This window comes from Anaerotruncus colihominis (assembly GCF_010206195.1).
GTDB lineage: Bacteria > Bacillota > Clostridia > Oscillospirales > Ruminococcaceae > Anaerotruncus > Anaerotruncus colihominis_A.
The window spans coordinates 1-24,575 of the sequence record NZ_VIQT01000010.1; the positions used below are offsets into that span (position 1 = coordinate 1).

Below are 24,575 nucleotides of genomic sequence, written 5' to 3' on the forward strand. Positions count from 1 at the left end.
CCTAATATAGAGAACAAGCCCTAGCATAATATTACGATCGCTTTATTCAAATTAGACCGCGACGGCTATTTTTATTATCAACCAGGCTTCCATTATGTTCCACGCGTCCGCAGATTTTGCTTGAATTGTTGGTATATATTGCGAGATTCCGCTTCATATTCAAAACCAAAAAAAGATGGAACCAAATAGGTAAATATATAATCGAGATCTTCGCCTCTGCTGAGTGCGATCATAGCCTCGGTGATCATCATACAATTTAAGAACTTCTGGTTTCCAACATTGCTCGATGTAAATATATAATTATGGAGCACATCGCGGATATTATCCGGATTGGAGACCTCTATCACCAAAGCAACAGCCTTTCTCAAAAAAGCATCCGGATAGCGGACACGGTCGTTGATCAACTCATCCATTTTCAGCATCCCATGTTCGCGCGCCGCAAAACACAGCTCCAACAATTGTTGAACCGTATACAGACACTCACTTTTAGCATCGCGCGTGCACTGGATATGCTGCGCGTAGTATTCCGTGTCGATCCCGTTTCTCACAGGCCGAACCCCTCTTTCGCAAATCTATGAACCCCGCCCAGAAAACGGGCGGGGATACAATCGGACTTTTTATTTTACACCCAAAATGTTCAAACAGGCAATACAACCTAAGCCTTCCCTATTTCCAGCGCTTTCAAAGCCAAGGATTTAACGACAGCGAGCGCCGTCAGGTTTGCGTCATAAGCATTGGATGCAGCCATCAAATCCACACGTTCCTCTGTCAGATTAACATTTGGATACATAACATAACCATCCTCATTTGCATCAGGATGCGAAGGGTCATACACTGGTGTAAAATCACGTTGGCTTTCCACAACCTCGGTCACACGCACACCGCCGCGCTCGATCCGATTAGAGGCATCGGCCAGCGCCGATTGAAAATCGATCGCGCGCTCCTGGAACACGACCTGTTTGCGGCGGTAAGGCTCCCCTTCCGGTGTGCGGGTCGTACTGGAATTTGCGATATTCTGTAGAATCGTATCCATACGAAAGCGTTCCGCAGTTAACGCCGAACCTACGATATCCATTGACTTCATGAAAGACATCTTTTTCCCTCCTTATTTAGCGGATTGCTCGAGAATATAATTCATGTTGCTAAACTGGCTGCTGATCTTCTGATAAAGATAAAGCGTCTGTGTATAATTTTCATACAGTTTTAGGCTTTCGACATCTGAATCGACGTTGTTGCCGTCAGGACGCATCGTTGTGTCCTCCTGCTCAAAAACTGTCGCCTTAAAGTCGTACCGGCCGCTCCCATCCTTGCGCGAAGATTCTTTGAGAACATCCTCAAACTTGACGCTCTTTGCTTTAAAACCGGGGGTTTCATAATTGGCGAGATTGTGCAGAATTACATTCTGTTCGAGCGCCAAACCGTTTAAGCTGCTTCTCATTGCCTGGAAAGCCAAAGAGTCGTAAAACATGCTTATTCCTCCGTTTGTTGATCTGTTGATGTTTTTTCTTTCAGATCAGCGTTTGCTTTTTTCTCTGTCCCTTCCGGAACCAGTTTTGCCATCACAACGAACCGATGTTCATAGTCGTTTGCCCCATATTTGACTGTGCAGGTGGACAAGGTCAAAATCTTATCGGTTTCACCGACTGTCACATCATAATCGTAAATTGATTGCGCCTTCGCTTCGTTTGCCAGTGCAACAAGCTCGGAGCCGGACAAATTCGTTTCAATATAATTCATGTCAACGCTGGGATAAAAGACCGCAAATATTTCCCAATCCATGAAACCATCAATAGTAGAGAACTGAATATAGGGGTTCTGCCTGGCAAACTCCGGATCGGTAAATTTAAAAAGCTGTGAAAACCGTGGACCATCTGGATTATCCTTGAGATCACTATGTCCATAAATGACCGTGTTGGGCGAAAGGATCTCACGCGGCCCGACAGAACAAGTATAATCCACAAAATAGCATCCGTAAACACTTGGCTTATGCCGTTCATCTGTCCGCAGATACGCCGTATTATCATGAGCCTGCAAAACGCTGTTGCTGATTTGCGTATTTGGAACAATCAGCCAGCCAACCGTATCTCGATTCTGCTTGATCTCGTAGTCGAGCGCCTCGAGCAGATCCATTTCCGTTTCCACCAGTTTGTAGACACCAAGTTCCGGCTGCGGCAGAGCAGCGGCCATGGATGACGCCGCATCTGCGGCGTCATCCTGCGCCGACGCCGGCGCAGGATGCTGTTTTTGAACCATTTTTACCAATTTAAAGCCAGTGAAAGCCAAAGCGGCTACAAATAGCAGCGCGCCAATTGCAACAAGAAACTTTTTCATTTTCACTCCTCTGCGACGCCTGTCGAAGGATTGACCTTGACGATATCCGCCGCGCCATTCAGGAATCCACCGTTCGGAGCCAATGTAGTTTCGCCCACACGCAATTCAGCGCCGACGATGGAATGACGTTCCGTCATCACATAGGTCGAGAAGTGGTCGATCTTTACAGCGAAGGTGCCCTGTGCATTCGTCTGAAGCGGACCATAATAGTCAATTCTGTCTCGTTCCTCGTTGTAATAATGCCAGTAAATGGTTTCACTGCCGTACCGCTTCCCAATGGACATATGCAAAATTGCAGTCGCGGGCAGTGACCCATGATGCGGGAAATATGCCATTACCACCCTGCTGGATGTGAGATCGTCATTGCCGCTGCGCGACTCGATGATGTCCCAAATCGCATCCTCCTGCTCATCCGGCGGGCTGAACGACATGCGGAAATCGTAAATCTCCGTCGAGGGAATCACGCGGCCTACAAGATCAGACGCCTTGAACTCCAGCGAATAGTCATTGCCTTGGAAAATAATCGTCTTATCGGGATAATTTTTCAGCTCCTCAAAGACGCTTGCTCCAATGCGCGGATACTGGTCAATCATGATGATGATCGTATCGCCGCTGCCCTCATAATCAACGTCCTCCGACTCAAGCGGAGTCAGGTTTTTCAGCTTATCCTCCTCATTGCGGTAGATCATGACGGTATATTCCTTCGTCACGGTCTTATCCGGCGACGTCACAACAATACGCACCTCATTCTCCCCATCTTCAAGCGCCAGGGAGTAATTGCTGTTATAGTCGCCGATTTGCCTGGTTCCAGCATATACCTCGTAGGTCGCGAGGCGATCGTCAGTGCGTGGGATGATATCGACCGAATATGTATCCTCCGTGGCTGCCACTTCGTATTCGGTGACCGCTGGCTTGAAATTCGGCGTCATTAAACCGTAATTGACCTTGAGGCTGCGCAGATCCGCATTGTTTGTCTTTTCGACCAGATTCTGGTTATAGAACTTGATCGTATATGTCATCTTCGTGGTTCCATCCTGTGCCGTTACCACAATCTCGATCGTTGTATAAATATCAACCAAATCGATCGGATCGCTTGCGACGCCGCTCTGAGCCGCCATACCATTGATCGTAAGCGTCGCGCTAGGATGGTTTGTCGTCGCCGTAATGGTCACCGTCGACGAACCCTCTTTGACTGTCGCCTCGTAATCAAGCGTAGTTCGGATGAACGGATCCGGCTGCCAATCCTCGGTATTGGTCGCCGAAAGCGCTTTCAGATACGCGTCATGGCTTGGCTCCTCACGTGTGATCTTGACGATGTATTCCTTATAGGAGGGCGGATTGACATAATCGTAGTTTTCCGCCTCAACCCGGATTGTGAAGGTTGTTGTTGCGTCACCGACCGCATACGGCAGGTTAAAATTCTTGGATGCGGTTCCACTATTCACAGTGTACCATCTGGGCGGTATAACACCTGGCAAAACACTGTCGCGATTACTTTGAATCTTGACACGCGCGCCTTCGTGATTGACAGTCGGTATAAAGCTGACCTCTTTTGTCTCATAAGGCACACTGATTTCATACATCTCTACATCCGGATTGAACGAAATCTTCTTTGTATCAACACCGTCCTGATCATTGATCACGAGCGATTTCAGCGTTGCGTCATCACTCGGCTCGGCGCGCTCCACACGAATACGGTAAAGCGAAACATATTGCGGCTTGTCGCCGTCAATCACCATCTTGATCAGTTCCTGTTCTGTATAGCCATACGCCATTTCGGATCCGACAATAATCCAGATTTCATCGTGATCGTAAGTCGCTGTAATGAAGTCTACCGGAATATCTTTGGAGATCGAACCGTCTGGATTGATATCGACGGTTTTCCACTTCTTGTAATCGCTCTGGCCACGGCGCCCATAGACTGCAAAGACACGGCTGACCGAATCCTCTTGCGGTGTAACCGACGCCCTGATTTTTGACGTTGAGAACGGGACGCGCAGGGTATAATCGCTCTGGGCCGACGTAAAGGTAGGCGATAGCGTCAACTGCTTATCATCGGTATCATATACCTTCAGCTCTGTCAGCGTCGACACATCACTTGGATCGCGCCGGCGTATCTGCACTGTGTATTCGCGGTCAGGTTTTGTAAAATCGGGCTGCTTATTTGCTGAACGGTCAATGCTCTGCTCGGAAACAACCTTGACCTTGAGCACATACACCCCTTGATCGTTCGGGGTCATTTTACTGAGCCTGATCCATTCCGGATCGCCGAACAGCACCTTGTTTTCCAGCTTTGGATCACATTGAACGACAGCGTTGGCGTCGGTAGTCGGGACCTTCACACGCAGCCAATCTGTCTTATACGGCACTTCGATCATATAGCCGTCCATCTGAAGGGGGTTAAAGTCCTTCAGATAGTTGTTTTTCATGTCGACGTCGCTCTCATCGTAAATCTCAATATTTGAGAGCGTCGCGTCGGTGCTCGCAGGGGTCCGTGTTACCTGAATGGTATACGTTTTTGTAAAATTTGGATTTTGCGCCGTCACCGTCACTTCAATGTAAACCGGGACATTTTCGATCAGTTTGATTCTCTCTGTCGGTTTACCGGCCTCCAGCTTTTCCGGATTGTCCTCCGTACCGTAAACCGGCGTCAGCCCGCCGTCCCGGTGATAGGCGTAATAGGCGATCATCTTGTTGGCCGCGTCGTCGTTGCGGAACGCTTCCAGCGTGATCGAATCCGTCTTGAACGGCACCTTGACCACAAATGGCTGCGTCGCCTCCGGCGTGAACCCAAAGTCGATCGACTGACCCTTCGGGTCCTTCATAACAAGCGAAGAAAGCGTCGCGTCCTCGCTTGGGGAGGTATCGACAACCGTAATCGTCACACGGGGCTTATAGTCCAATTCCACAGGATTCCCCTTTGAATCTTCAACAAAAAAGCTGAATGTCAGCGTCACAGTTCCGGGCTTTGCCGCATTGATCTGAATGGGAATGCTGACGGCCACATCCTTATTGGAAATGGATGGATTATTAAATTCGCTTCCAAACGTATAATCCTGAATACCGCTGGTTGTATTCAATTGAACTGTGACCGCATCCGTGCTGCCGGACGCGTCGATAATCATGTGCTTTGCCCAACTCTGGCGCGCGCCCATGCTGGCGGTGATTTCATAACGGTACGGGCTCTGCGGGTTCTTATACCCAACAACGCCGCCCTTGTAAACGTCCATTTTGAGCTGTAGGCCATTGTTGTTAAGCTCCGTATTCATCGCGATCTTGTTGGCGTCGTCGTTGACGCCGCTGCTCAGATCGTCCTTATTGAGCCATTGGGCGGTCAGCTTCGCCACCGGCGGATCGCCGGTACCGCGGATGACAATTTCAATCTCCTGTGGTGTGGACGTCGTTTCCTTACCGTTCCGATCCTTAAAGGTCACTGTATAAACAAGTTTGCCCTTCACATCGGCAATTTCGCGCTCAACCGTCGCGCCGATCCACTCGTTATTGCTCTCACCGATATGTAGGTTATTCTGGTAGGCGGAATTATCGGCTTTCCACTTCCATGAAATTGTAAATTTGTCGTTATATTGATTTTGATAATTGCGCAGCGAAAAATCAGTGGTGATCCAATTCAAGGCATCACCCGGATCGAGTTTGATAAACTTTTCATCGTTGCGGTTGGCGCTGATTTTAATATCGTTGGCAATTTCCTCCACCGCCGCCTTTGCCTGAATGACTGTCAGCAGCAGTGTATTCGATTTTGGCAGATCCAGATAAAATGTAATCTCCTCGTCCATCTGGATAACGTCGTTCATTTTCTTGACAGGCGGCAGCTTGTTGTCGAGCAATTCGTCGTCTGCATATGGCGTGCCGTCCTCTTTCAAATAAAAATTATTTGTACCAGCCGAATTCTGTTTATCCGGTGTAACAAAATACTCATATGCCTTGGAAGGCGTAATTGTAAAGGTTAAATCATCCAGCCTGCCCGTCTGAGTTGTCGGCGGATGGATTTCAATGATCAAATCGCCGTTATCCACTCGCCTCGAACCAACTGTACCCCCATCATAGCCATGCAGGCCGTTCTCAGCACCGCCATTCGAAAGGTTCGCGGGTGCAGAGACTGAAAAAGTAGCTCCACCCTGGGACTTTCCATCTGCGACAATTTCACCCTGGGTTGCTTTTATAGTCAATTCGCCATACTGCATAATCCGTTCCGGGTCGACCGATGCGTCAATCTTAGTGCGGTCTGCACCATTGATTTTCTCAAGCGCTTTGCCCTGTCCCTTGATCGCATAATAGTTGCCCGTGATCATGACCGTCTGCTTTTCAATCGTCGGAAAGCTATCCGATACATCCAGCCGGCGTGTATTTCCAGTTCCTGTGATCACTATATCATTGCCCTGCGGCGCTGTTCCGTCTGTCGAATCGTAATTAAAGCTGGTTTCCTTATTCTCCTCATAACCCGATTTGATGAAAACCGACAGATCAACGGAACCGCCTGAAACAACAGTCGTACGTTCTGGATGGTCTTTATCATCGTCCCATGGTTTCTTTATAAAACCAAGCGTCGCAGCCTCAACATCACCCGAAGCGCGCGCATTCGTTGTAAACGGCGCGGCCAGCAGCGCCAGATCAGCAACATTTGCCGTCATTATCGCGGTTGCCAGACAAAACGCCGTGAATCTTTTCCAGACCATATGCATCCCTCACAGCCGGCCGCCGGGGCGGCCGAGAAATCGAATAGATTTTAAACATAACTCTATAAATTATTTTATCGACCGATTTCTTAAAAAACAAAGCATCTTCTGAAAGAAAAAATGTCCGCGGCCAAAAGAGCCGCGGACATTCTCATAGTTTATTTGCTCCGCATGTTGCGATCCGCCTGAACAAATGTATCCCGTAATTCCTCAATCATAGGGATAATTTCGTCAAGAATCGCCACATCCTTCTTCATATTTGCCTGCACGATCCGTTCAATGAAAAAATCATATAAAGCGTCCAAACTGCCCGAAATTTCGTATTTAAAATCGAGCGTGGATTTCAAGTAGAATAAGATACGCTGCACTTTTTGTAAGGCATTGTTGACGCCGCTCAGGTCCTTTTCTGTGAGACAAATCTTTGCGCCGCTCATCTGCTTGATGACCTCGTCGTAAAGCTTTGTCAGCATTTCACCCTGTGTCATCGTCATAACAGACTGCCTTTGATATTGCTGGTATGGATTGACCGGCATTTGATTCACCCCATTGATTATTCAGCAAGATCAGCCGAACTGCTGTGCCAACCATGAACTCTGTGAACTCATCTGTTGGATCATGGCTTCCATCGCGTTGAATTTATTCCAGTATCTGGTCTTTTCCTGTTCATACGCATTCTTCAGATCTTTAATCTTCTGGTCAATCTGCTGGATGGTATTATATAGGGTATTGTCCTTATCAGACGCTGTTTGGGCGTAACCAGCCATTTCCACCAGCAAACCTCTGCTGTTGCCGCTTACAAAGCTCGTACTTGCCGTATTTTTAAGAATTTCATCAAGTTGGCTTGCAAGCCCCTGTTCACCGGTGAACAGGGCAACTACGCCGTCCGGATTGCTCTCAATAGCCGCACGTAGCGTCGCTTCACCGTCTGCATCCATGACCAGCTTGCCTTTTGTCTCCCACTCGCCTGTTTCAATACCAAGATCATAAATCGCAAATGGGCTGCCCGCCGGGCGCTGATAGAGCGTACTGCGCATCTGAAGGAGGAAATTCGAAATCGTGCTATCGTTGCGCAGCAGGCCTTTTTTGGCTTTCTCCTCCCAAAGCGCGATCTCTTTCTCGCTCATTTCCTTTTTCTGCGCATCGGTCAGAGGAGGATAGTCACGATAGTCGGTGTCCTCCTCGATTAGGGAATTGAGCTTATCAATCAGTGCGTTATAGTCCTCAATGAAGGATTTGATACCGCCAACGATCTTATCTGTATCACGCGAAACAGTGATTGTTTCCGTTTTATCAGTGGTTCCGGTCAATGTAATATTCAGGCCGTTGAATTCAAATGTATTGCTGCTGCGCTCAATTTCAACGCCATCGACCGTTGCTTTCGCATTTTTGCCAGCAGTAAAGGTATATTCCCCCGCACCCGGATTGGATGGATCGGCGGGCGCTTTTCCGAAGATCGCCTCGGACAGCGATGTGTTCCCGAGCTGGATATCGAACGCCGCGCCAGTGCTGTTGGCCGTAAGCGTGAAACGGTCCGCCTCAGCCTGATATGTCATTGTCACGCCTGCACCGCTCGCATTCACCTTGCGGATCATATCGCCAACGGTCATATCCTCGGTGATGGTGATGGTTTTGCCGTTGATCTCAAGCTGTGCCTTGCCGTCGACAAAGGCGTCGCCGAAATACATCTTGACTGATCCACCAAGTCCAATGCGATTGCTCTCGCCGTTGAGCACGCCAAGAAAGCTCTCTGTTGCGTTTGGCCCCGAGAGCATGATCGAACTGCCCTTCATCGCGCTGACATCAAAGCTGAAAGCGCCGGTCGCCGGATCATCAATCACCATAACGGCGTTGCCCTTACCAAAAGCCGTGTCCATCTGCTCGTTGGCCTGCTTGGCAAACGCCTGATACTGCTCCGCCTTTGTCCCCTTTGACATGACCTCGTTCATATCAATATTAAGCGTCGTCTTGCTGCCATTAAAGGTTACATCAACAGAAAAATAGTTTCCTGTCGCAATCGGCTGTGAAGCCTCCAGCTTCATACCCTTTTTACCATCCGCGCCTGTATAAACCTGTGCGCTTGCATTAGCGTTCAAGCCCAGGATTTTCAAGCCGGCCGCGCTTGAAGAACTGGATACGGTGATCGTATCGCCGACAGCATTGTCGTCATCCCAAGTCGAACTGGTGATCACAATCTCGCCGTCGTTGCCAACCTCCGCTTTGATTTTATCAAAGCCCTGCGCAGCAAACACCTCTGTTAACCGGTCTGCAATCTGCTGCTGCGTGGCCGGCGGTGTTTTGAAGGTGCCATCGTCGTTGACATACAGGTCCTTAAAATCGACCTTAACCGCTTTATTATTGACCATAAAGGTCACATCGCGCGCCTGTCCCGCAACCTGCTTTTGAATCTCATCAAGGTTGATTTCACCGGACAGCTTGCGCGTACCGGAAGCCGACGAAAGCTTCGCCGCTTCGGCAAGCTGCGAAACCGCAATCGAGGTGCTGCCGACCGCCGCGCCGCTTGTTGCACTGACTTTGAAAGCGCTTGAAGATGCGACCGCGTTCATTGCATTGAAGAATGTGCTGCTCAAGAAATTCGTGCTCGATGAACTTCCAAAATATTTGTTCTGGAATGTATTCATCTGTGTGATGATTTCGCGGTAAATCTCCTGTTTCCAAACAGTCTGTTGACGCAAGGCGTTCTGCTTATCAATTTTGGCTTGTGTCCCGGAGAGCAGGGCCTCGACCATGCTCTCAGTATCCATACCGGATGCAAGACCAGAAAAGCCCTTGTTGCTGCTCGGATTATTTACATAGGTACTGCTGCTTGAAGAACTTATATTCATGACGAAGCCTCCGTTGCTAAAATCTCTTTAACTTAATTGTCGTACAAAATGCCAAAAACTAAAGGCGACAATCAAAAAAGTCAGCCAAAAAGTAGAGATTACACAGCTATATTTTGGGCACCGGTTCAAGCTGATCCAAACCGTCCGGGACGCGGCGCCGTCCCACCCACCATAGCGCCATAATATTTGGCAGCCTGGGCATTTTGACCACGATTGTTTGACTTGATCTGCTCCATCGCCAGGTCGCGCTCCTGCTCCAAGCGCATCTCAATTTGGAGGTCAATGTCCGGCAGCCGGCTTACTATAGCCCGGACCTGCATCGCACGATCAAAAACCGGCTTCCATTCATCCGGCAGCTCGCCGCGGCCGCAAGCCGCGCGCGCGGCCTGGCAATAAAGCTCCTGCTTGTCACAGGCCTCGTCGATCTGCTCGTCCAAGCAGTCAATCCCGGCGATCATCACTGCCCGGTGTTCTAGTTTTTCCTCAAGCCCGTCCAATTCACAGGACAGCATCTCAAGGCTCGCCTGCTCATACAATGCGAAATAATCCCTTTTCTCCTCCAAGAGATCGATTACACGCTGAATCGCATTCAAAGCAACGCTCATATTCAACCCTTCTTTTCATAGATTTCATTGCAGGAATCGCAGCTTGCGCTCTATACAAGCCGCTATTTTTGGTGTACAATAATGATAGTTATCGCCCGCATTTTGTCTAAGGCATTTCAATGCGCCTTTTGGGCAAAGCTGCGGCTTTGATTGTTCAAGGAGGCTTATCAGTGTGAGCTATAACATGTCTAATTCAAGATTCCCTGCGGTTCTTAAGACGCTTGACGACCAAATCGTTGCCGATACCGGCGTCATCCAGATTTCAATTGAGGATAAAAGCGTCGATTTTAAAAGCGAATTTATTCCGCTTTACAAGCTGGGCGATCATTTGAAAATTGTCAGAATACAGGATGGTGTCGAAGTCGTCAGCTATGTCGGCGAGGTCTATCTCTCCTCACAGCATATCCTCCGTCTCGTATCGGTCACAGAGACCGTTCTTCCGGCGGCGCGTTCAGTTTTTTCCTACAATGTCGATCTCAGCGGAAAATTGATCGCCCGTGTGCTTGACACCTCACATAAACGGTTTTTATTCTTTGGTAAAAAACCGCGTTATCGCGAAACCATCTTCAACGCTCAAATCCATTCCATCGCCCTGCGTGGCGTCAAATTTACAACACCCTATATTCTGGAGGACGAGCAGACCATCTCTTTGAATATGCAGGAGCCGCGTTTGAAAGATGTCCTGCTTGATGTCAAAAAGGCAATTGACATGGGGCAGGAAACGCGCAGTTATCAGTGCGTTATCCGCGATATCGACCGGGAATCCCGTGAAAATCTTGAGAATTTCATCGCCGGCCTCAATAATCAAAAGGGTCAGGCGTTCCGCTGATTGGAACGGCCGGGTACTGTTTAAACCCGGTATTCATCATCCGTTTAAACAGTATCCATCCCTCCAAGCAGGCTGCGCACAGCGCCTGGCCCAATATCATTGCGGACAGCCTGCTGATTTTCCTCAATTGTTTGGATTAATTCTTTGCGCAGAACCTTTATATCTCCGGGCGCCAAAATACCAATCCGCACTTTTTCACCGGTCACATCGATAATTTTGATCTCGATCCCATCGCCAATCATAAGTGATTCGCCGGGTTTTCTTGCAAGCACCAGCAACTAAAGCCCCCCTTTCGATCCCATCAGCGGATAGCGAATCGGCAGATCGTCCTCAAGGATTACCTGTGCGGCGCGCTTACTCACAGGATTGATTACAATTGGACTTTTCAAGTTGACAGTAGACTTTTCGAGCGTATCCCGCAGTACGGCGACAAGCCAGAACATAGGCTCGTCCGTTTTGATCATTTCCGCCACACGTTTGGGCAAGGTGGGATTATATGGGCCAACCACCGCGTTCGGATTGACCAGAATAAAACAGACGGACGCATCCTCAATCGATTGAAGCCAGGCAAAATCGGGGCCTATGGATTCCTCTGTCAGCACAGCAAAACGGCTATAATCCTTGAAGCCAAAAATCGGTTCTGTAAACGTGATCACATCGTCTTCACTGATTTCAACCTCACCAAAATCCCTTGTCGCTATTTTCAACATAAACGGTTTACACCTCCGTCAATATGATAATGAAAACAAGCAGCCGGGTAAATGGGAGACATTCCCTGGCTGCTTGTTTTCGCGGATACCCTATTCTTCAACATAACCGGGCGCCGCACTGGGCGGAACATATGTTGGTTCGCCCAAGTATTCGATCGTTACTTTGGGATATTGCAAAATCTCCATCTGGAACTTACCCGGAACATAATTCATAACGTTCTGCGCAATCTGCCATTCCGTCTGAACAGAACCAGGATCGTAGTTGATATTGACCTGCGCGGGGTTCCAGGAGATTTCCGTACCCTCCGAAGGGATATACGTTGTGTAAGTCGTGCAGTCAGCGGCCTGCAGCATCTTCTGTCGGACAATCTGCCCAATTGTCACGCCATCATCAATCCGCTGCATCTGATTGCCCGTCTGTACATTCTCGCCAATCACTTCATACGCCGCCTGCCGCCCCTGCTGCGCCCACACTTGCTTCCATGAGGCGATCGACCGCAGATTCAAACTGGCGCGCATTTCGGTGGTGTCGAGCCGTACTTCGATATCCTTCGTACGGATACGCATTTGGGAAGGCGCCCGTTTCACCGTCCCCTGCGGGTTCTTCGGCACATTCATCTCCAGCCGCGCCGTTTCTGTGTAAATTTCATATTTCAACGGCTGACTTGTAATGTTAATTAACTGCACCAAAACATCTCCTTTCCCAATTCATTTAACTCTCTCTCCTCTGGTGAAAACCTAGAAAAACCCGACTTATCTCAGGAAATCAAGCAGCGAAGTCGGCAACAACATGGTTCCAAGCTGCAGCACAGCCATCCATGTATATTCACACTGTTTCAGGTCAACTGCCGTGTCAAAGGGATCGGCCGAAATCAGGTCTGTTTCCGTCGTCGACAAATTAAGTATGTCATTTTCCATACGATCGGCGGAACGGTCAAGAAAATTCATGCGAGTGCCCAAATCGACGCGGGAGAAACGCATATCATCAATAACGGTTTTGAAATGATCAAACAGGTCGCTGGCTTTATCATGGTCAAAATCGGGGTCTGAAAGCACCTCTTCCAACTCGGACATAATATCATACGCACTATTGGGCGACTCGGTTCCCTTTGCCCCTGTCACTGACGGACCAAACCCAAGCACAAGAAGCCCATTGAAATTTGTCTGAAAAGCAGAGCGTGGATCAATGCTGCTGTTGTCGTTTACCCTGAGTCCCAAGCCGATATCAACAAAAATGTTTTCACTGCCCGGCACAATTCCCGCCCGGTCGTTATACGTATCGTTGGGCGGCTTTGTCCCCGGCGCCACATAATAATAGGTCTGACGCGCATTATCATAACGGATATCCTCAACCGGAACGCCATTGAAGCAAAGCTTCCCGTTACCATTATCGGTGAAAGGGGCCTCCCCATTATTTGTACCGCCGAACAGGAATTTTCCAGCATATTGTGAATTTGCAAACTGTAAAATCTGTTTCTTCAGGCTCCCGATTTCTTTCGCAATAACATCGCGCGGATCGCCGCCATTTGTCCCATTGAGGGCTTTTTCCACCTTGTCGCGCGCGCTGACCAGAAGGTTGTCGATTGCATCAAGGTTTGTATCGATCGATTTGAACTCCTCACGGAAGTTTTCAATTGTATTTAACTGGCGTTCACTCGTCAGGCGCTCCTCCTGAACCTTCATAGCGCGCACACCCGCCGCCACATTGTCAGAAAGACGGTTGAACGCAAGCCCGCTCTGGCCTTTCTCCATTGTGGATGCGCGCCTGGTCATCACAGTATTGAGCTGCCGCTTGTAGTTGCGGCTGATCGTACGCTGTGTAATCCTCATTTGTTACGTTCAACTCCTTTGCTTATCGGCCGACAAGACCCGTCCTGTTGATCAGGACGTCAAGCGCCTCATCAAGCGTCGTCATCAGCCTGGAGGCCGCCTGAAGCGATTTGTTATACAGCATCATATTTGCAACTTCCTCATCCATCACAACGCCGGAAACCTCATCACGGCTGTCCTCCGTTGTATAGAGCAGATTTTTGCTTGACTGAAGGCGATTATTATAATAGTTCTGATCCCCCGCAAGCGTCGCGGAATAACCCGTCAGGTAATCCTTAAACGTTCCTGTGAACGACTCGCCGCGTCCCTGAAAAACATTGTCGTCATTTTTGAGCTTGTTATACAAATCCACAACATACTTGTTGTCGAGATTATCCTTACGCGCGATAAAATAAGATGCATTGGCATCCCACTCGTCCGTAATGGAAATATTTGCCGCTGTAACAGGGCCGTCCGGGTCAACCACATATTTTCCATTGGCGTCCGGCCGATCGCTGATCGAACCAAGCAGCTTGCGATACGGCTGATCTGGATCAAGCACAGGATTACCATCCGCATCGAGTATCAATGCTCCAGCCGCATCGACCTGGTAATTGGGGATGCTGTTATTGGCAACCTCAACGAGCTGATGCGCAAAAATATTCAGCGCATCCTGATAATAACGAACGCCGCGGTATGTCGTTTCGCCCTCTTGGATGATATTGGGACCGCGACCATTAAGAAAGTCCGTCGTCGCTTTGAGAACCCCGTCCGTCACCTGGATTTTATCGCCGTTCGACACCCACTTGAGCACAACCGTACCATTGGGATTCTCACCCATCTCCATCGCTTCATATTTGGAACCGTCAAGAATGGTATGGCCATTCATCTCGATCGTAACAGTCCCATCCACGTTTGTTCTAACACCGATCTCACCATACTCTGCAAGCTGGTCAAGCAGATAATTGCGTTCGTCAAGCAGCTCATTGGGACCATAATGCGAATTCTGAAGCACATTGCGGTCGTTGCTGATCGCCTCATTCAATCCCACAATCTTTTGAAGGATCTGGTTAAAATTCTGCACTGATACACCAAGATCAAATTTCTGCTGCTCCGCAACGCGATCGAGCTTGCCGCTTAAATATTGAAGCGTCTGCGTCATATCCTTAAAAGCGCTACGCACAAGAGAGGCGTATGTCTCAGAATCGGCCTGCTCCGTGTCTGGTTGCAAGGCGTTTAAGATGCCGTTAAGCATGGCGCCGATGCCGCTGTCGCTGTCAGGCTCAAAGTCGCTGATGACCGATTCAAGGTCGCCTAAAATCGTCTGCACCTGATCGTAATAACTCGCTTCTGAGGTCAGCTCGCGGAAACGTGTATCAAGAAACTTATCGCGCGTCTGGCCGATTCCGAGGATGTCGACGCCCTGGCCGGCAACACCGATCCGGTTACTGCCATAACGCGACGTATACGGATTTGTCCCAACCGCCACCTGCTCTACACGCTGACGCGTATAGCCGGCGCTGTCCCAGTTAACAAGGTTCTGTCCTGTGATATCAATGCCCTTCTGGGCAGTCATAATGCCGCGTTTTGCAACATCAAATCCCATAAATGTAGGTCGTAATGTCGACAAAGCAGATTCCCCTCCACTTAAATTTTTGTTTCAAACAGCGGCGAGCCTGGACCCTCCACTACCTTTTTTTCGGACGTGTAGCCGCCCGTAACCTGCCGCTCAGGCGAATCGGCGTTTCCACTGAATGCGCGCAGGCTGTCCTTTGCGAACGACGTAGATTTCGCATTGCGGAAACGAATATCCATCACAGCCGATTCAATACGCATCATCAGCGCATGCAGATAATCGCGGTCCTCCTCGTCGGCGCGCCTGACGATCTCCTGAAAGGAGCATCCGCCAAGCCCGGCCTCCGCCTGGAGCTTTTCACGCTGCTTTTCCATAGCGTCAAGACGCATCAACGCAGCCTGCTGCTCGGAAATTACATGGTCAACCTTCTGCGCGTCAAAAGACAAAAGCGCTGCATATTTTCCATCCTCCTGGTCTGATAAACCTTCCATAAAATCGGCGTAATCCTCCAGAAAGGCATAAAATATATCAAGTTCTTCCGTCATGAGCGCGCTCCTTAAAGGCCAAACCAGCGTTGCATCAGCACGCCGGTCAGCTGGTCAGTCGGAATGTAATAGGCGCCATTTTGCACGCGCTCACGCAATTGTGTCAGACGCTCCGGGGAGGCCGGCGTATTGATTTCATCCAGAATGCTTCTGCTCACCTTTTCAGCTTCAAGCTGACGCGCGCCGGACTGGCTGATGGAAATATGGTCTGTATTTCCGGAAAGCTTCCCCGCGGTCGCCTGGGAATCCTGCGCAGACAAAGTGGACTTGTAGCCGGCAAGATTTGTTCTATAAATTCCATGTGCAGCGGCCGGATTGATTTTCATAATATCCCTCGATTCTTTAACCGTTGCCGTAACGGATGGAATAATCCTAAACTATTTCCTACTATTTCTTATCGCCCGACTTGGCGAAAACTAAACAATCTTTCCTAAAAAACACGGACTACTCAACTATTTTTTGCACATCTATCCACGCACGGACCGGCCGGCTACACGAGCAGGCTGCTTTTTCCCTGCCTGTTTTGGGCTGATTAAACCGTATTTCCGTCTTTTTCTACAAACAGGGGCGGAGGCTGCGTTAAAAAGCTTCGGAATCCGAAAGGGCTCCTGCGTTTTTTGACTTGCATTCTCTGCTGTTTGCGAAAAATTCGGCAACTCTTTTTATTTTCAAACAAGCCCTAACCAGACTTTCTCTTTTATTTTTGACAGAAAACCTCACGCGCAGTACGCGTGCCGCAAAAAAAGGCAAAGGTTGCCGCGCATGAAGTTTTTGCGCATTATTTTCGGTCGCTCCCAAAGGAGCGAGGAAATGACTATTTGTATAGTTTTTGTTATATTTTGCATATAGAATAAAATCCCAACAGAAACCACATATGATTTTCCGCTCTCCGCTTGCCAAGCAGGGGTACGATCAAGTATAATAAAAAATACGGATTTTACATGCGCAAAAAAGGAGAAACTCAGGATGAACAAGATCATTTGCGTGTCCAATCAAAAGGGCGGCGTCGGAAAAACGACAACGACAAATGCCCTTGCGATGGGCCTGCGGCACAAGGGATACCGTGTGCTGTGCGTTGATTTCGATCCGCAGGGAAACCTGTCTTTTAGTCTGCGTGCCGACAATCGCGTTGAGTTGCAAAATTCGATCTATCAGGTGCTCAAGGGTGAGCTGAAAGCTGTCCAGGCAATCCAGCACACAGAGCTTGCCGACGTTATCACCTCCAACATGATGTTAAGCGGCATCGAGCTGGAGTTTACTGGAAAGGGCCGTGAATTTCTGCTTTCATCCGCGCTTAAATCCGTTGAAAAGCTTTATGATTATATTCTTATCGATTCGCCGCCTGCGCTCGGTGTTCTGACTGTCAACGCTTTCTCCGCATCCAATGTGATCCTGATGCCGGTGCTGTCTGACCTGTACAGCTTGCAGGGGATCGTGCAGCTCAACGAAACCATTGAGCATGTGCGGGCGCGCAACAATCCCAACCTTGTAAACGCCGGTATTCTGCTGACACGCTTTAATCCGCGTGGTCAGATCAATAACGTCATCCGTGAAACAGCCTCCGACATGGCGAAAACCTTCAATATTCCCTTGCTGCGCACGACCATCCGAACCGGCGTCGATTTAACAAAGGCGCAGATCCTGCGCCGCGACATGATCCGTTATGCCCCCAAAAGCAAAGCTGTCCAGGACTATCAGCGGTTGCTTGACGAGCTGTTCGAAAGGGGCGTTTTATAATGGCAAAACCCAAAATGGAATTTGATAAGGACTATATTTATAACCTGATTATGCCAAGCGCGTCTTTGGATGACACCTCTGAACCGCCCACGATTTCCGTGGATACACCCGCCTCCTCACCTGAGACCGCGGCCGCCCCATCTGCCGAGGAGGACGAGGCCAGCCCGATCTCTGATCTGCGCAGCCGTCTGTTTTCACGCAAGAGCGGGGGTGTCGCTATCCCAGCGGTCAAGCGCGAATATGCCGTCGTCAATATTATGGAGCTGCTTGTCTCCGATCGGTTGGACAGCGTTTTCTCAAAATTCAACTGCTGCCAGTGCGACAAATGCCGCAAGGACGCGGTAGCTGCCGCATTGAATCTTCTTCCTCCAGAATATGTAGTTGCCGAGGTCGATGAAATCGACGCCCTGCGGTATAAGCATTCCACCAAAGAGGTTTCCGCCGCGCTTGTGAAAGCAATTTTACAAGTGCGCGCCCATCCGCGCCATTGATTTATAAAGAAATTTCCAAAAGCTCTTGCATTGTACACAAATTAGGTATATAATGGTGGAAATTAAAACTCATTTAAAAAGGAGAAGGGAAAAATGGCTTACATATGGAGCAAAGACCTTGAGACAGGCAATGCAATGATTGATTCGCAACACAAGGAACTGATTGAAGCAATCAACGCGTTGTTGGCAGCTTGCGGGACTGGCAAGGGCCGTGCGGAAGTTGCAAAAACAACTAGATTCCTATATGATTACACCTCCAAGCATTTTGGCGACGAGGAGGCGCTCCAGCTTCGTTACAAATATCCTGATTACGCCAACCACAAACAATACCATGAGGGCTTCAAACGCGTTGTGCGTGAGCTTGCGGAACAGCTCAATAAGGAAGGCCCGACGATTGTGCTTGTCGGTAAGGTCAACAACAGCATTGCCGGCTGGCTGATCAGCCATATTAAGTGTGAGGATGTCAAGGTTGCCGCGCACATCCGTGCGCAGGGCGGCAAATAATGCAATCTACATACACAAAAAAGGCTGCGGGAAATTCCCGCAGCCTTTTTTACTTTTCCTGTTATGCATTTTATGCATCGTCAGAGGCCGCTGATGCTTTCTTAGCTTCCGCAGCCCATTCATCAAAGCGCTTCATAACCTCGGTATGGGTCTGCTGGCTGATCGAGGGCAATTTACCGCCCAACTCGACGCCGGCAGCCTTGAAGCCTTTCTCAACCGCTTTACGCAGCTCCTCGATCTTGGAAGCGTCGCCGCCGGAAAGCGCCTTCGCCATATCCATGATCCGCCCCGCAACCGCGTCGACCGAATACTCGCCACCTTCCGCGATAGAAGCGGCCGCTTTCGCGCTCTGCTCCGGGGTGACGAACAGATCCATACCGAACAATGTCAAGTTGCTCTTCTGACCCTGCTTGACAACCATGCTCTTGAGCATGTTCATAAAGCTCTGCGTGCGGCTTTCTTCCGCCGCCATCAGTTGATCAGCCTGGGCCTTGTTCAGCTTGTTTTTGCTGTACGTAACCGACTGCTCTGGCTGCGTCCTTTCGAAGGTGTCGCGGTTAACTGTTGTTTCAGTCGTCGCGCCCTCCTTCTTAGCGGATACGGCTTCATCAGCCTGCGTGGCAGTCGCCATCGCAGCCGTGTAACGCGCACCAGACAGTCCGACGTTTCCAATATTCATGATACATTTCTCCCTGTGAATCCGCCGCAGGCGGATTCGAATCTTTTTTCACCCGTTATACAAACATGTTCATCATCATGCCGACAGCATAAAAATTGGACATGTTGTATGCGCCCAGACGGTTATACATGCTCATCATGCTGATGGAATCCATCTGACTGGATGAGAACGCAGAACTACCGAACAGATTCTGCTGCTGTTGCTTGGCAGCCGAACCCACCAGGCTGGCGGACGGCGCATCAAGGCCGCGTTGGGCATCCTGTTTGATTCCGCTGGCAACACGTTCAGTAATGCTGCCCATCAGACTCGGGCTGGCATCCATCGCCTTATTAAAGACGTTCTGATCAAACGACAGCGTACCGTCCGCCTTTACAGATAACCCAATCATCGCCATGGACGATTCGGAAACAGGAGGCTGAATCATACGCTTCATCTGCTGGAGAACACCGACGCCCCGATTCTCGTTGGAACTTAAAAATTTGATCGTGCTGTTGTACGCGTCAACCAAGTCCTGCATTGCGCTGGCAGTCGCGCCGTCGTTGACTCCAGCCTTGATCTGGGCTTTTCCCTCACCGGCAATGGCGATGCTGACTCCATCGACTTCAATCGCATTGGTGGACGACGTTCCGCTGTACGTTTCACCGTCATTTTTGGTGATGGTGAAAATCGCATCACGGCTTTCGGTCACAGCCTTGTCAAGTCCAAGGCTTTCAGCGGCCGTTCCGGAAACGGTAAACTTGTTGTCACTGCCCGACGCTCCCTCAAGCTCAAGGGATGAACGGCCGTTCTCTGTGACGACGCGCGCGGTCACGCCGGCTTTCGATGCGTTGATCGAATCAGCGAATTTTTGCAGCGCCTCCTGATTGGTTTTTGCGCCGGCGGCGCTCAGTCTGAAATCGAAGGTCCCTGCAGCTGTTTTGATCCGCAAGCCGCCGCCCATGGACGGCAGTTCCCCGCTGCTGGCAAACGACGTGGAGCAGTTTACCTGCCCGGCAGCCGTCTGCTGAACCGTCAGCTCGTAGGAATCGGACTGTTTCCCCAGTTTTCCGGTCGCCGTCGCTACTGTGCGATCGGACGAACCTGCCGCCAACTTATCGGTCTTGGGATTAAGAACGCTGTCAGCCGCATCCTTGAGGGCCGTCATTTGCTTTTGATAATCCTTGAGGAACGCCGCGCTGTCTGCATCAAGCTTGTTTGCCGTCGAACTGGTGGCGTTTGATACGCCGCTGATCGCTGAAAGCTTGCTGTTGCCCCTAGCTGCGAGCATCGCGCGCATCTGGTTCATCTGTGTATATCCGCTCAGGATGGTATTGCTGAGGGAATACATGCTGTTCTGAATTGGATACATTTTTTCACCTCCTTTCGGATAGATCATGTAATATAGACAGAAGGGAGCCACCCGGGCGGGCGGCTCCCTTCATCATAACGGAATACGTCAAGCCCCGTTTGGAAAGGGCCGCTTAACTGTTTATTACTGGAGCAACTGGAGCACACTCTGCGGCTGCTGATTGGCCTGCGCGAGCATCGCCTGCGCGGACTGCGTCAGCACGTTCATCTTCGTGTACTCCATCATCATCTTGGCCATGTCCGTGTCGCGGATACGGCTGTTGGCCGACTGCAGGTTCTCGGACGTGGTATCAAGGTTATTAATTGTATATTCCAGACGGTTCTGCGTAGCACCGAGAACGGCACGCTGCGCGGAAACCTTGTCGATGCCGGCGCGGATCGTATCGATCGCGGCCGCAGCGCCCTCACGGCTAGAAATATCAATACCGTTAACGCCAATTCCCTTAGAACTCATGTCGTCGATTGAGACTGTAATCTGGTTAAAGCTGTCCGCTGTATCGCCGATCTGGAGAACAAGGCCACTGCCGCTGACTGTGGCTGTGCCGCCCTTGAAAACGAGACCATCCGTTGTATCGTATGTTACGTTCAGTCCGGTGTCTTTGGAAATCTCCTTCGCCGCATTGGCGCCGGCATTATCCAGATCCGCGCCGAAGATCACAGTAATATCTTTGCCAACAGCACTAGTATCCGTCCCGTCCGCCGCGAGGATATACTTTTTGCCGTTCACAGTGAAAGCCTTGTCATCAACCTTATCGCCAGCAGCGTAAAGCGTAGCCTTACCCTTTACATAAGCATCTTCACCTACTGTAGCAGGAGCGCCAACTGTAATACCAGCCACAGTTGTGGTCCCGCCGACCGTAGCCGATGTACTTGCAGACGTGACTCCCGTTCCGCTGCCCGCTGTTTTGGCCTCAAGCACAAAGCCATTCTGATAATCGCCTGTAATTGTAAAATCGTTGGCAAGAGCGCTCTTGCCAAGCTCCGCCGTCATGGCAGTATCAAGATCGTCTGCAGTAACACCATCGGTTGCGAAATCATTGATCGCATATTCCTTGCCGGAATTACCGATCAAAACCTTATCGCCATCTTCGTTTGTACTAAGCGTCAGATCAACAGTAAGGCTCTTTTCCTTTCCGCCAACTGTATAAGAAACTGTAAAGGAAACCTTATCGCCATCGGTTGCCGTCTTAGCCAAAACACTTGTACCAGCCAAAGCAGCGCTCTTATACTTTGTTGCGTCAACATTGGTGGTCGTCAGGCCGCCATCAAGTTTAATGCTGTCAACCGCAGATGTGCTACCGCCGCCGAGCGAGCCGTCAAGCAGGTTGATGCTGTTGAAATTCGTCGCCTTGGAGATACGGTCGATTTCCGTCTGGAGTTCCTTGATTTCGTCCTGCAGGGACTGCCTGTTCTGATCCGAGTTGATGCCGTTGGCCGCACGGGTCGCCAGCTCGGTCATACGGTTGAGCATGTTATGAACCTCAGTCAGCGCGCCTTCAGCCGTCTGCACGACCGAAACACCGTCCTGAGCATTGAGAGAAGCTGTATCAAGGCCCTTGATCTGCGCTTTCATCTTTTCAGAGATCGCCAGACCGGACGCATCGTCACCAGCACGGTTGATACGGTAACCGGAGGACAATTTTTCCAGCGCCCTGCCGACCTGCGAATTGTTCATGCCCAACTGACGCTGAGCGTTGACCGCCATGATATTGCTTCTGACTACCATTCCCATAGTTATACCTCCATGTAATTGGGTGTGCTTCCCACGTCCATGTGAAAAGCGTTCGTATAAATTGTTCCTTTTACATCCCTGCGCGCGGCCGCCGCGCAAGGACGCTTAAAGGCTATCTGTGAAGCGGCCGGCCGGCCATCTTAGCCCCGCCGTTTGCCCTTCAATCTTTATATTCGTTGTCTTTTTCAAAAACTAAAGTGTATTGGCAAAGAATTTTTCCATTCCACCGCCCACATCTATCCAACATATCAAAAACAGGGGACGCTGCAGATGCAGCGTCCCCTGTATACGTATCTTGCGGAGCGATTTCCAGAGATAGAATCAATATTTATTGTCACCAAAGAAATCGTTCGATCCGGCTTCATCCGGAATATGGGAATAACTGAGCTGTGGCGCACCGGAAGAAACCACATTCTTAATCTGGAACTGTGCAACAAGACTCTTAAGCATATTGGCCTGGCTGGACAACTCCTCACTGGCAGCCGCGCTCTCCTCTGCGGTTGCGGAGTTCGTCTGTACAACGGCGGAAATCTGATCAATTCCCTGTGTAACCTGCTGGATCGCGTTCGACTGATCATTGGTCGCATTTGTGATCTTCTGCATCGCATCTGTGATCTGGGATGCACTGCCGACCACATCAAGCAAAGATTGCTGTGTGTTGTCAACAAGCCGCGATCCTTCTTCAACTGCGCTGAGCGATCCGCTGATCAACGTCGTGGTATTCTTTGCAGCCTCGGCGCTCTTGGCCGCCAGATTGCGCACTTCATCTGCGACAACGGCGAAGCCTTTTCCGGCCGCGCCAGCACGCGCGGCCTCGACCGCCGCGTTGAGCGCCAGGATATTGGTCTGGAAAGCAATGTCTTCAATGGTTTTGATGATCTTGCCGATCTGAGCGGAACTGTCGTTGATCTTGCTCATCGCTTCGACCATCTGCGCCATTTTATCGCCGCAGGCGTGGAGATTCTCGCCTGTGGAAGTGACCAAACCGTCAACATCGCGCGCATTCTCAGCGGTCTGCATAACCTGATGAGAGATCTCGTTAATCGTCGCGGCCAGCTCCTCTACGGCGCTCGCCTGCTGTGTAGCGCCCTGCGACAACGCCTGCGCGCTGCTGGAAACCTGCTCGGAACCGCTGGAAACCTGCTCCGAGGAGCGGTTAATCTGTCCAAGCGTATCGTTGAGGGCCTCTAGAATCTGATTGATAGAAGTCCGGATCGACGCCCACTCGCCAAGGTATTCCATATCGGCGGAAACCGTCAGATCGCCCTGCGCCATCTTCAAAAGCAGGCTGGTGATATCGTCAATATACTCGGACAGCGTCTTGGAAACGAAGCGCATGCTGTCCGCGACTTCGCCCAACTCATCCTTGGACTGATATGTAACCGTGGACTTCATAGCGCCCCTTGTCCAGTCCTCCGCAGCCGTCTTGATCTCCGCCAGCGGATAAGTGATGTCCTTTGTCAGCTTGATCACAAGCAGGATTGTAAAGATCAAACTGGCCAACGCCAGCACTGACAAAATAACAACGCAGACCACACGAATAGACATGCCGTTTGTATAAGAATCCTTCGCGTTCTGCTCGGCGTAATTGATGATGTTTTCCAATGACGCATCCAGATTGCCGCAGGCAGCCGCATATTCACCGGTCAGCATGGCCAACGCCTTATCAGTATCCTTTGACTTGATATACTGAACGGTCTCTTCACGCAGCGATTTTGTCGCCGTCAAAGCCGATTTGAAATTGGACAGTAGCTGCGGGTCGCCATTGTAACCCTTTTCAAGTTCGCCGGCATAAGTGCTCATCATCGCCGCATTCGACTCAATGTCCGTAATAAGCGACTGGATCTGCGCATTGTCCGTCAACTCAGCAGCATGCCAAATGTCGCGCTGAATAGTAGCGGTAAGCTTGCCGATCTGTACGGAATCACGCGCGACTGGATACGCATGATTATAAAACGATTCCAAACCGCCTGACACACTGAACAGGCCGATTGTCGACGCAACAACAGTAATGATATACAACACGATAACAGCGCCGAACGAACATGTGATCTTCTTACCAACTTTTAGATTCCTGAACAAATGACTTCTCCTCCCTCAAGATACGCTAATTTGAAACTTAATTTGCAATACTCCAATTTTT

The 24,575-nt window shown here is 50.0% G+C and carries 23 protein-coding genes; 4 read left to right on the forward strand and 19 right to left on the reverse strand.

Annotated elements, in window-relative coordinates; all coding sequences use genetic code 11:
* Positions 1 to 92: 92 nt before the first annotated feature.
* The 8 genes from FMM72_RS07710 to FMM72_RS07745 form a co-directional block, all read right to left on the reverse strand.
* The gene (locus tag FMM72_RS07710; RefSeq protein ID WP_006874860.1) at positions 93 to 548 is read right to left on the reverse strand and encodes a hypothetical protein; all 456 of its coding nucleotides are present in this window, start codon (positions 546 to 548) and stop codon (positions 93 to 95) included.
* A gap of 107 nt (positions 549 to 655) precedes the next feature.
* Positions 656 to 1,093: a flagellar basal body rod protein FlgC gene (gene flgC / locus FMM72_RS07715; RefSeq protein WP_160208203.1), complete on the reverse strand. Its 438-nt coding sequence runs from the start codon at positions 1,091 to 1,093 to the stop codon at positions 656 to 658.
* Between the two features lie 12 nt (positions 1,094 to 1,105).
* Positions 1,106 to 1,468 carry a flagellar basal body rod protein FlgB gene (gene flgB / locus FMM72_RS07720; RefSeq protein ID WP_160208202.1) on the reverse strand — a complete coding sequence of 121 codons (363 nt, stop codon included), beginning with the start codon at positions 1,466 to 1,468 and terminating at the stop codon, positions 1,106 to 1,108.
* A 2-nt stretch (positions 1,469 to 1,470) separates the two neighbouring features.
* Positions 1,471 to 2,331 (reverse strand): class B sortase, encoded by an 861-nt coding sequence (locus tag FMM72_RS07725; RefSeq protein ID WP_162221083.1) that lies wholly within the window; start codon positions 2,329 to 2,331, stop codon positions 1,471 to 1,473.
* 2 nt (positions 2,332 to 2,333) lie between these two features.
* A complete protein-coding gene (locus FMM72_RS07730) occupies positions 2,334 to 7,025 on the reverse strand; it encodes a cadherin-like beta sandwich domain-containing protein (protein ID WP_162221084.1) in 4,692 nt (1,563 codons plus the stop codon).
* Between the two features lie 158 nt (positions 7,026 to 7,183).
* A complete protein-coding gene (gene fliS / locus FMM72_RS07735) occupies positions 7,184 to 7,558 on the reverse strand; it encodes a flagellar export chaperone FliS (protein WP_160208199.1) in 375 nt (124 codons plus the stop codon).
* 30 nt (positions 7,559 to 7,588) lie between these two features.
* A complete protein-coding gene (gene fliD / locus FMM72_RS07740) occupies positions 7,589 to 9,868 on the reverse strand; it encodes a flagellar filament capping protein FliD (RefSeq protein ID WP_162221085.1) in 2,280 nt (759 codons plus the stop codon).
* Between the two features lie 125 nt (positions 9,869 to 9,993).
* The gene (locus tag FMM72_RS07745; protein ID WP_160208197.1) at positions 9,994 to 10,473 is read right to left on the reverse strand and encodes a hypothetical protein; all 480 of its coding nucleotides are present in this window, start codon (positions 10,471 to 10,473) and stop codon (positions 9,994 to 9,996) included.
* Positions 10,474 to 10,645: 172 nt separating this feature from the next.
* Here FMM72_RS07745 and FMM72_RS07750 point away from each other — a divergent pair, with 172 nt between their 5' ends.
* Entirely contained in the window at positions 10,646 to 11,302 is a 657-nt protein-coding gene (locus FMM72_RS07750) for a hypothetical protein (protein ID WP_162221086.1), read from the forward strand.
* Positions 11,303 to 11,346: 44 nt separating this feature from the next.
* Here FMM72_RS07750 and FMM72_RS07755 read toward each other — a convergent pair whose 3' ends face one another.
* From FMM72_RS07755 to FMM72_RS07785, 7 genes are all read right to left on the reverse strand, one after another.
* Positions 11,347 to 11,574 carry a carbon storage regulator gene (locus tag FMM72_RS07755; RefSeq protein ID WP_257431095.1) on the reverse strand — a complete coding sequence of 76 codons (228 nt, stop codon included), beginning with the start codon at positions 11,572 to 11,574 and terminating at the stop codon, positions 11,347 to 11,349.
* Between the two features lie 6 nt (positions 11,575 to 11,580).
* Complete coding sequence (gene fliW / locus FMM72_RS07760; RefSeq protein WP_162221088.1) at positions 11,581 to 12,012, reverse strand: flagellar assembly protein FliW; 432 nt, start codon at positions 12,010 to 12,012, stop codon at positions 11,581 to 11,583.
* Between the two features lie 90 nt (positions 12,013 to 12,102).
* On the reverse strand, positions 12,103 to 12,699 hold the full coding sequence (locus FMM72_RS07765) for a DUF6470 family protein (RefSeq protein WP_160208193.1): 597 nt from the start codon (positions 12,697 to 12,699) through the stop codon (positions 12,103 to 12,105).
* A gap of 66 nt (positions 12,700 to 12,765) precedes the next feature.
* Positions 12,766 to 13,842, reverse strand: coding sequence for a hypothetical protein (locus FMM72_RS07770; RefSeq protein ID WP_162221089.1), 1,077 nt, complete (start codon positions 13,840 to 13,842; stop codon positions 12,766 to 12,768).
* A 22-nt stretch (positions 13,843 to 13,864) separates the two neighbouring features.
* Positions 13,865 to 15,451 carry a flagellar hook-associated protein FlgK gene (flgK, locus tag FMM72_RS07775; protein WP_160208191.1) on the reverse strand — a complete coding sequence of 529 codons (1,587 nt, stop codon included), beginning with the start codon at positions 15,449 to 15,451 and terminating at the stop codon, positions 13,865 to 13,867.
* Between the two features lie 17 nt (positions 15,452 to 15,468).
* Positions 15,469 to 15,942 (reverse strand): flagellar protein FlgN, encoded by a 474-nt coding sequence (locus FMM72_RS07780; protein ID WP_162221090.1) that lies wholly within the window; start codon positions 15,940 to 15,942, stop codon positions 15,469 to 15,471.
* An 11-nt stretch (positions 15,943 to 15,953) separates the two neighbouring features.
* Complete coding sequence (locus tag FMM72_RS07785) at positions 15,954 to 16,268, reverse strand: hypothetical protein (protein ID WP_160208189.1); 315 nt, start codon at positions 16,266 to 16,268, stop codon at positions 15,954 to 15,956.
* Between the two features lie 640 nt (positions 16,269 to 16,908).
* Between FMM72_RS07785 and FMM72_RS07790 the strand changes: the two genes are divergently transcribed.
* From FMM72_RS07790 to FMM72_RS07800, 3 genes are all read left to right on the forward strand, one after another.
* Positions 16,909 to 17,679 carry a ParA family protein gene (locus FMM72_RS07790; RefSeq protein ID WP_160208188.1) on the forward strand — a complete coding sequence of 257 codons (771 nt, stop codon included), beginning with the start codon at positions 16,909 to 16,911 and terminating at the stop codon, positions 17,677 to 17,679.
* On the forward strand, positions 17,679 to 18,170 hold the full coding sequence (locus FMM72_RS07795) for a late competence development ComFB family protein (RefSeq protein WP_162221091.1): 492 nt from the start codon (positions 17,679 to 17,681) through the stop codon (positions 18,168 to 18,170). Before FMM72_RS07790 ends, FMM72_RS07795 begins: the two co-directional genes overlap by 1 nt.
* Before the next feature lie 93 nt (positions 18,171 to 18,263).
* On the forward strand, positions 18,264 to 18,674 hold the full coding sequence (locus FMM72_RS07800) for a bacteriohemerythrin (protein ID WP_162221092.1): 411 nt from the start codon (positions 18,264 to 18,266) through the stop codon (positions 18,672 to 18,674).
* A gap of 70 nt (positions 18,675 to 18,744) precedes the next feature.
* Here FMM72_RS07800 and FMM72_RS07805 read toward each other — a convergent pair whose 3' ends face one another.
* The 4 genes from FMM72_RS07805 to FMM72_RS07820 form a co-directional block, all read right to left on the reverse strand.
* A complete protein-coding gene (locus FMM72_RS07805) occupies positions 18,745 to 19,353 on the reverse strand; it encodes a hypothetical protein (RefSeq protein WP_160208185.1) in 609 nt (202 codons plus the stop codon).
* 55 nt (positions 19,354 to 19,408) lie between these two features.
* A complete protein-coding gene (gene fliD / locus FMM72_RS07810) occupies positions 19,409 to 20,701 on the reverse strand; it encodes a flagellar filament capping protein FliD (protein ID WP_162221093.1) in 1,293 nt (430 codons plus the stop codon).
* A gap of 123 nt (positions 20,702 to 20,824) precedes the next feature.
* Positions 20,825 to 22,432 (reverse strand): flagellin, encoded by a 1,608-nt coding sequence (locus FMM72_RS07815; RefSeq protein ID WP_243151509.1) that lies wholly within the window; start codon positions 22,430 to 22,432, stop codon positions 20,825 to 20,827.
* A 321-nt stretch (positions 22,433 to 22,753) separates the two neighbouring features.
* On the reverse strand, positions 22,754 to 24,514 hold the full coding sequence (locus FMM72_RS07820; RefSeq protein ID WP_162221094.1) for a methyl-accepting chemotaxis protein: 1,761 nt from the start codon (positions 24,512 to 24,514) through the stop codon (positions 22,754 to 22,756).
* Positions 24,515 to 24,575: the final 61 nt, after the last annotated feature.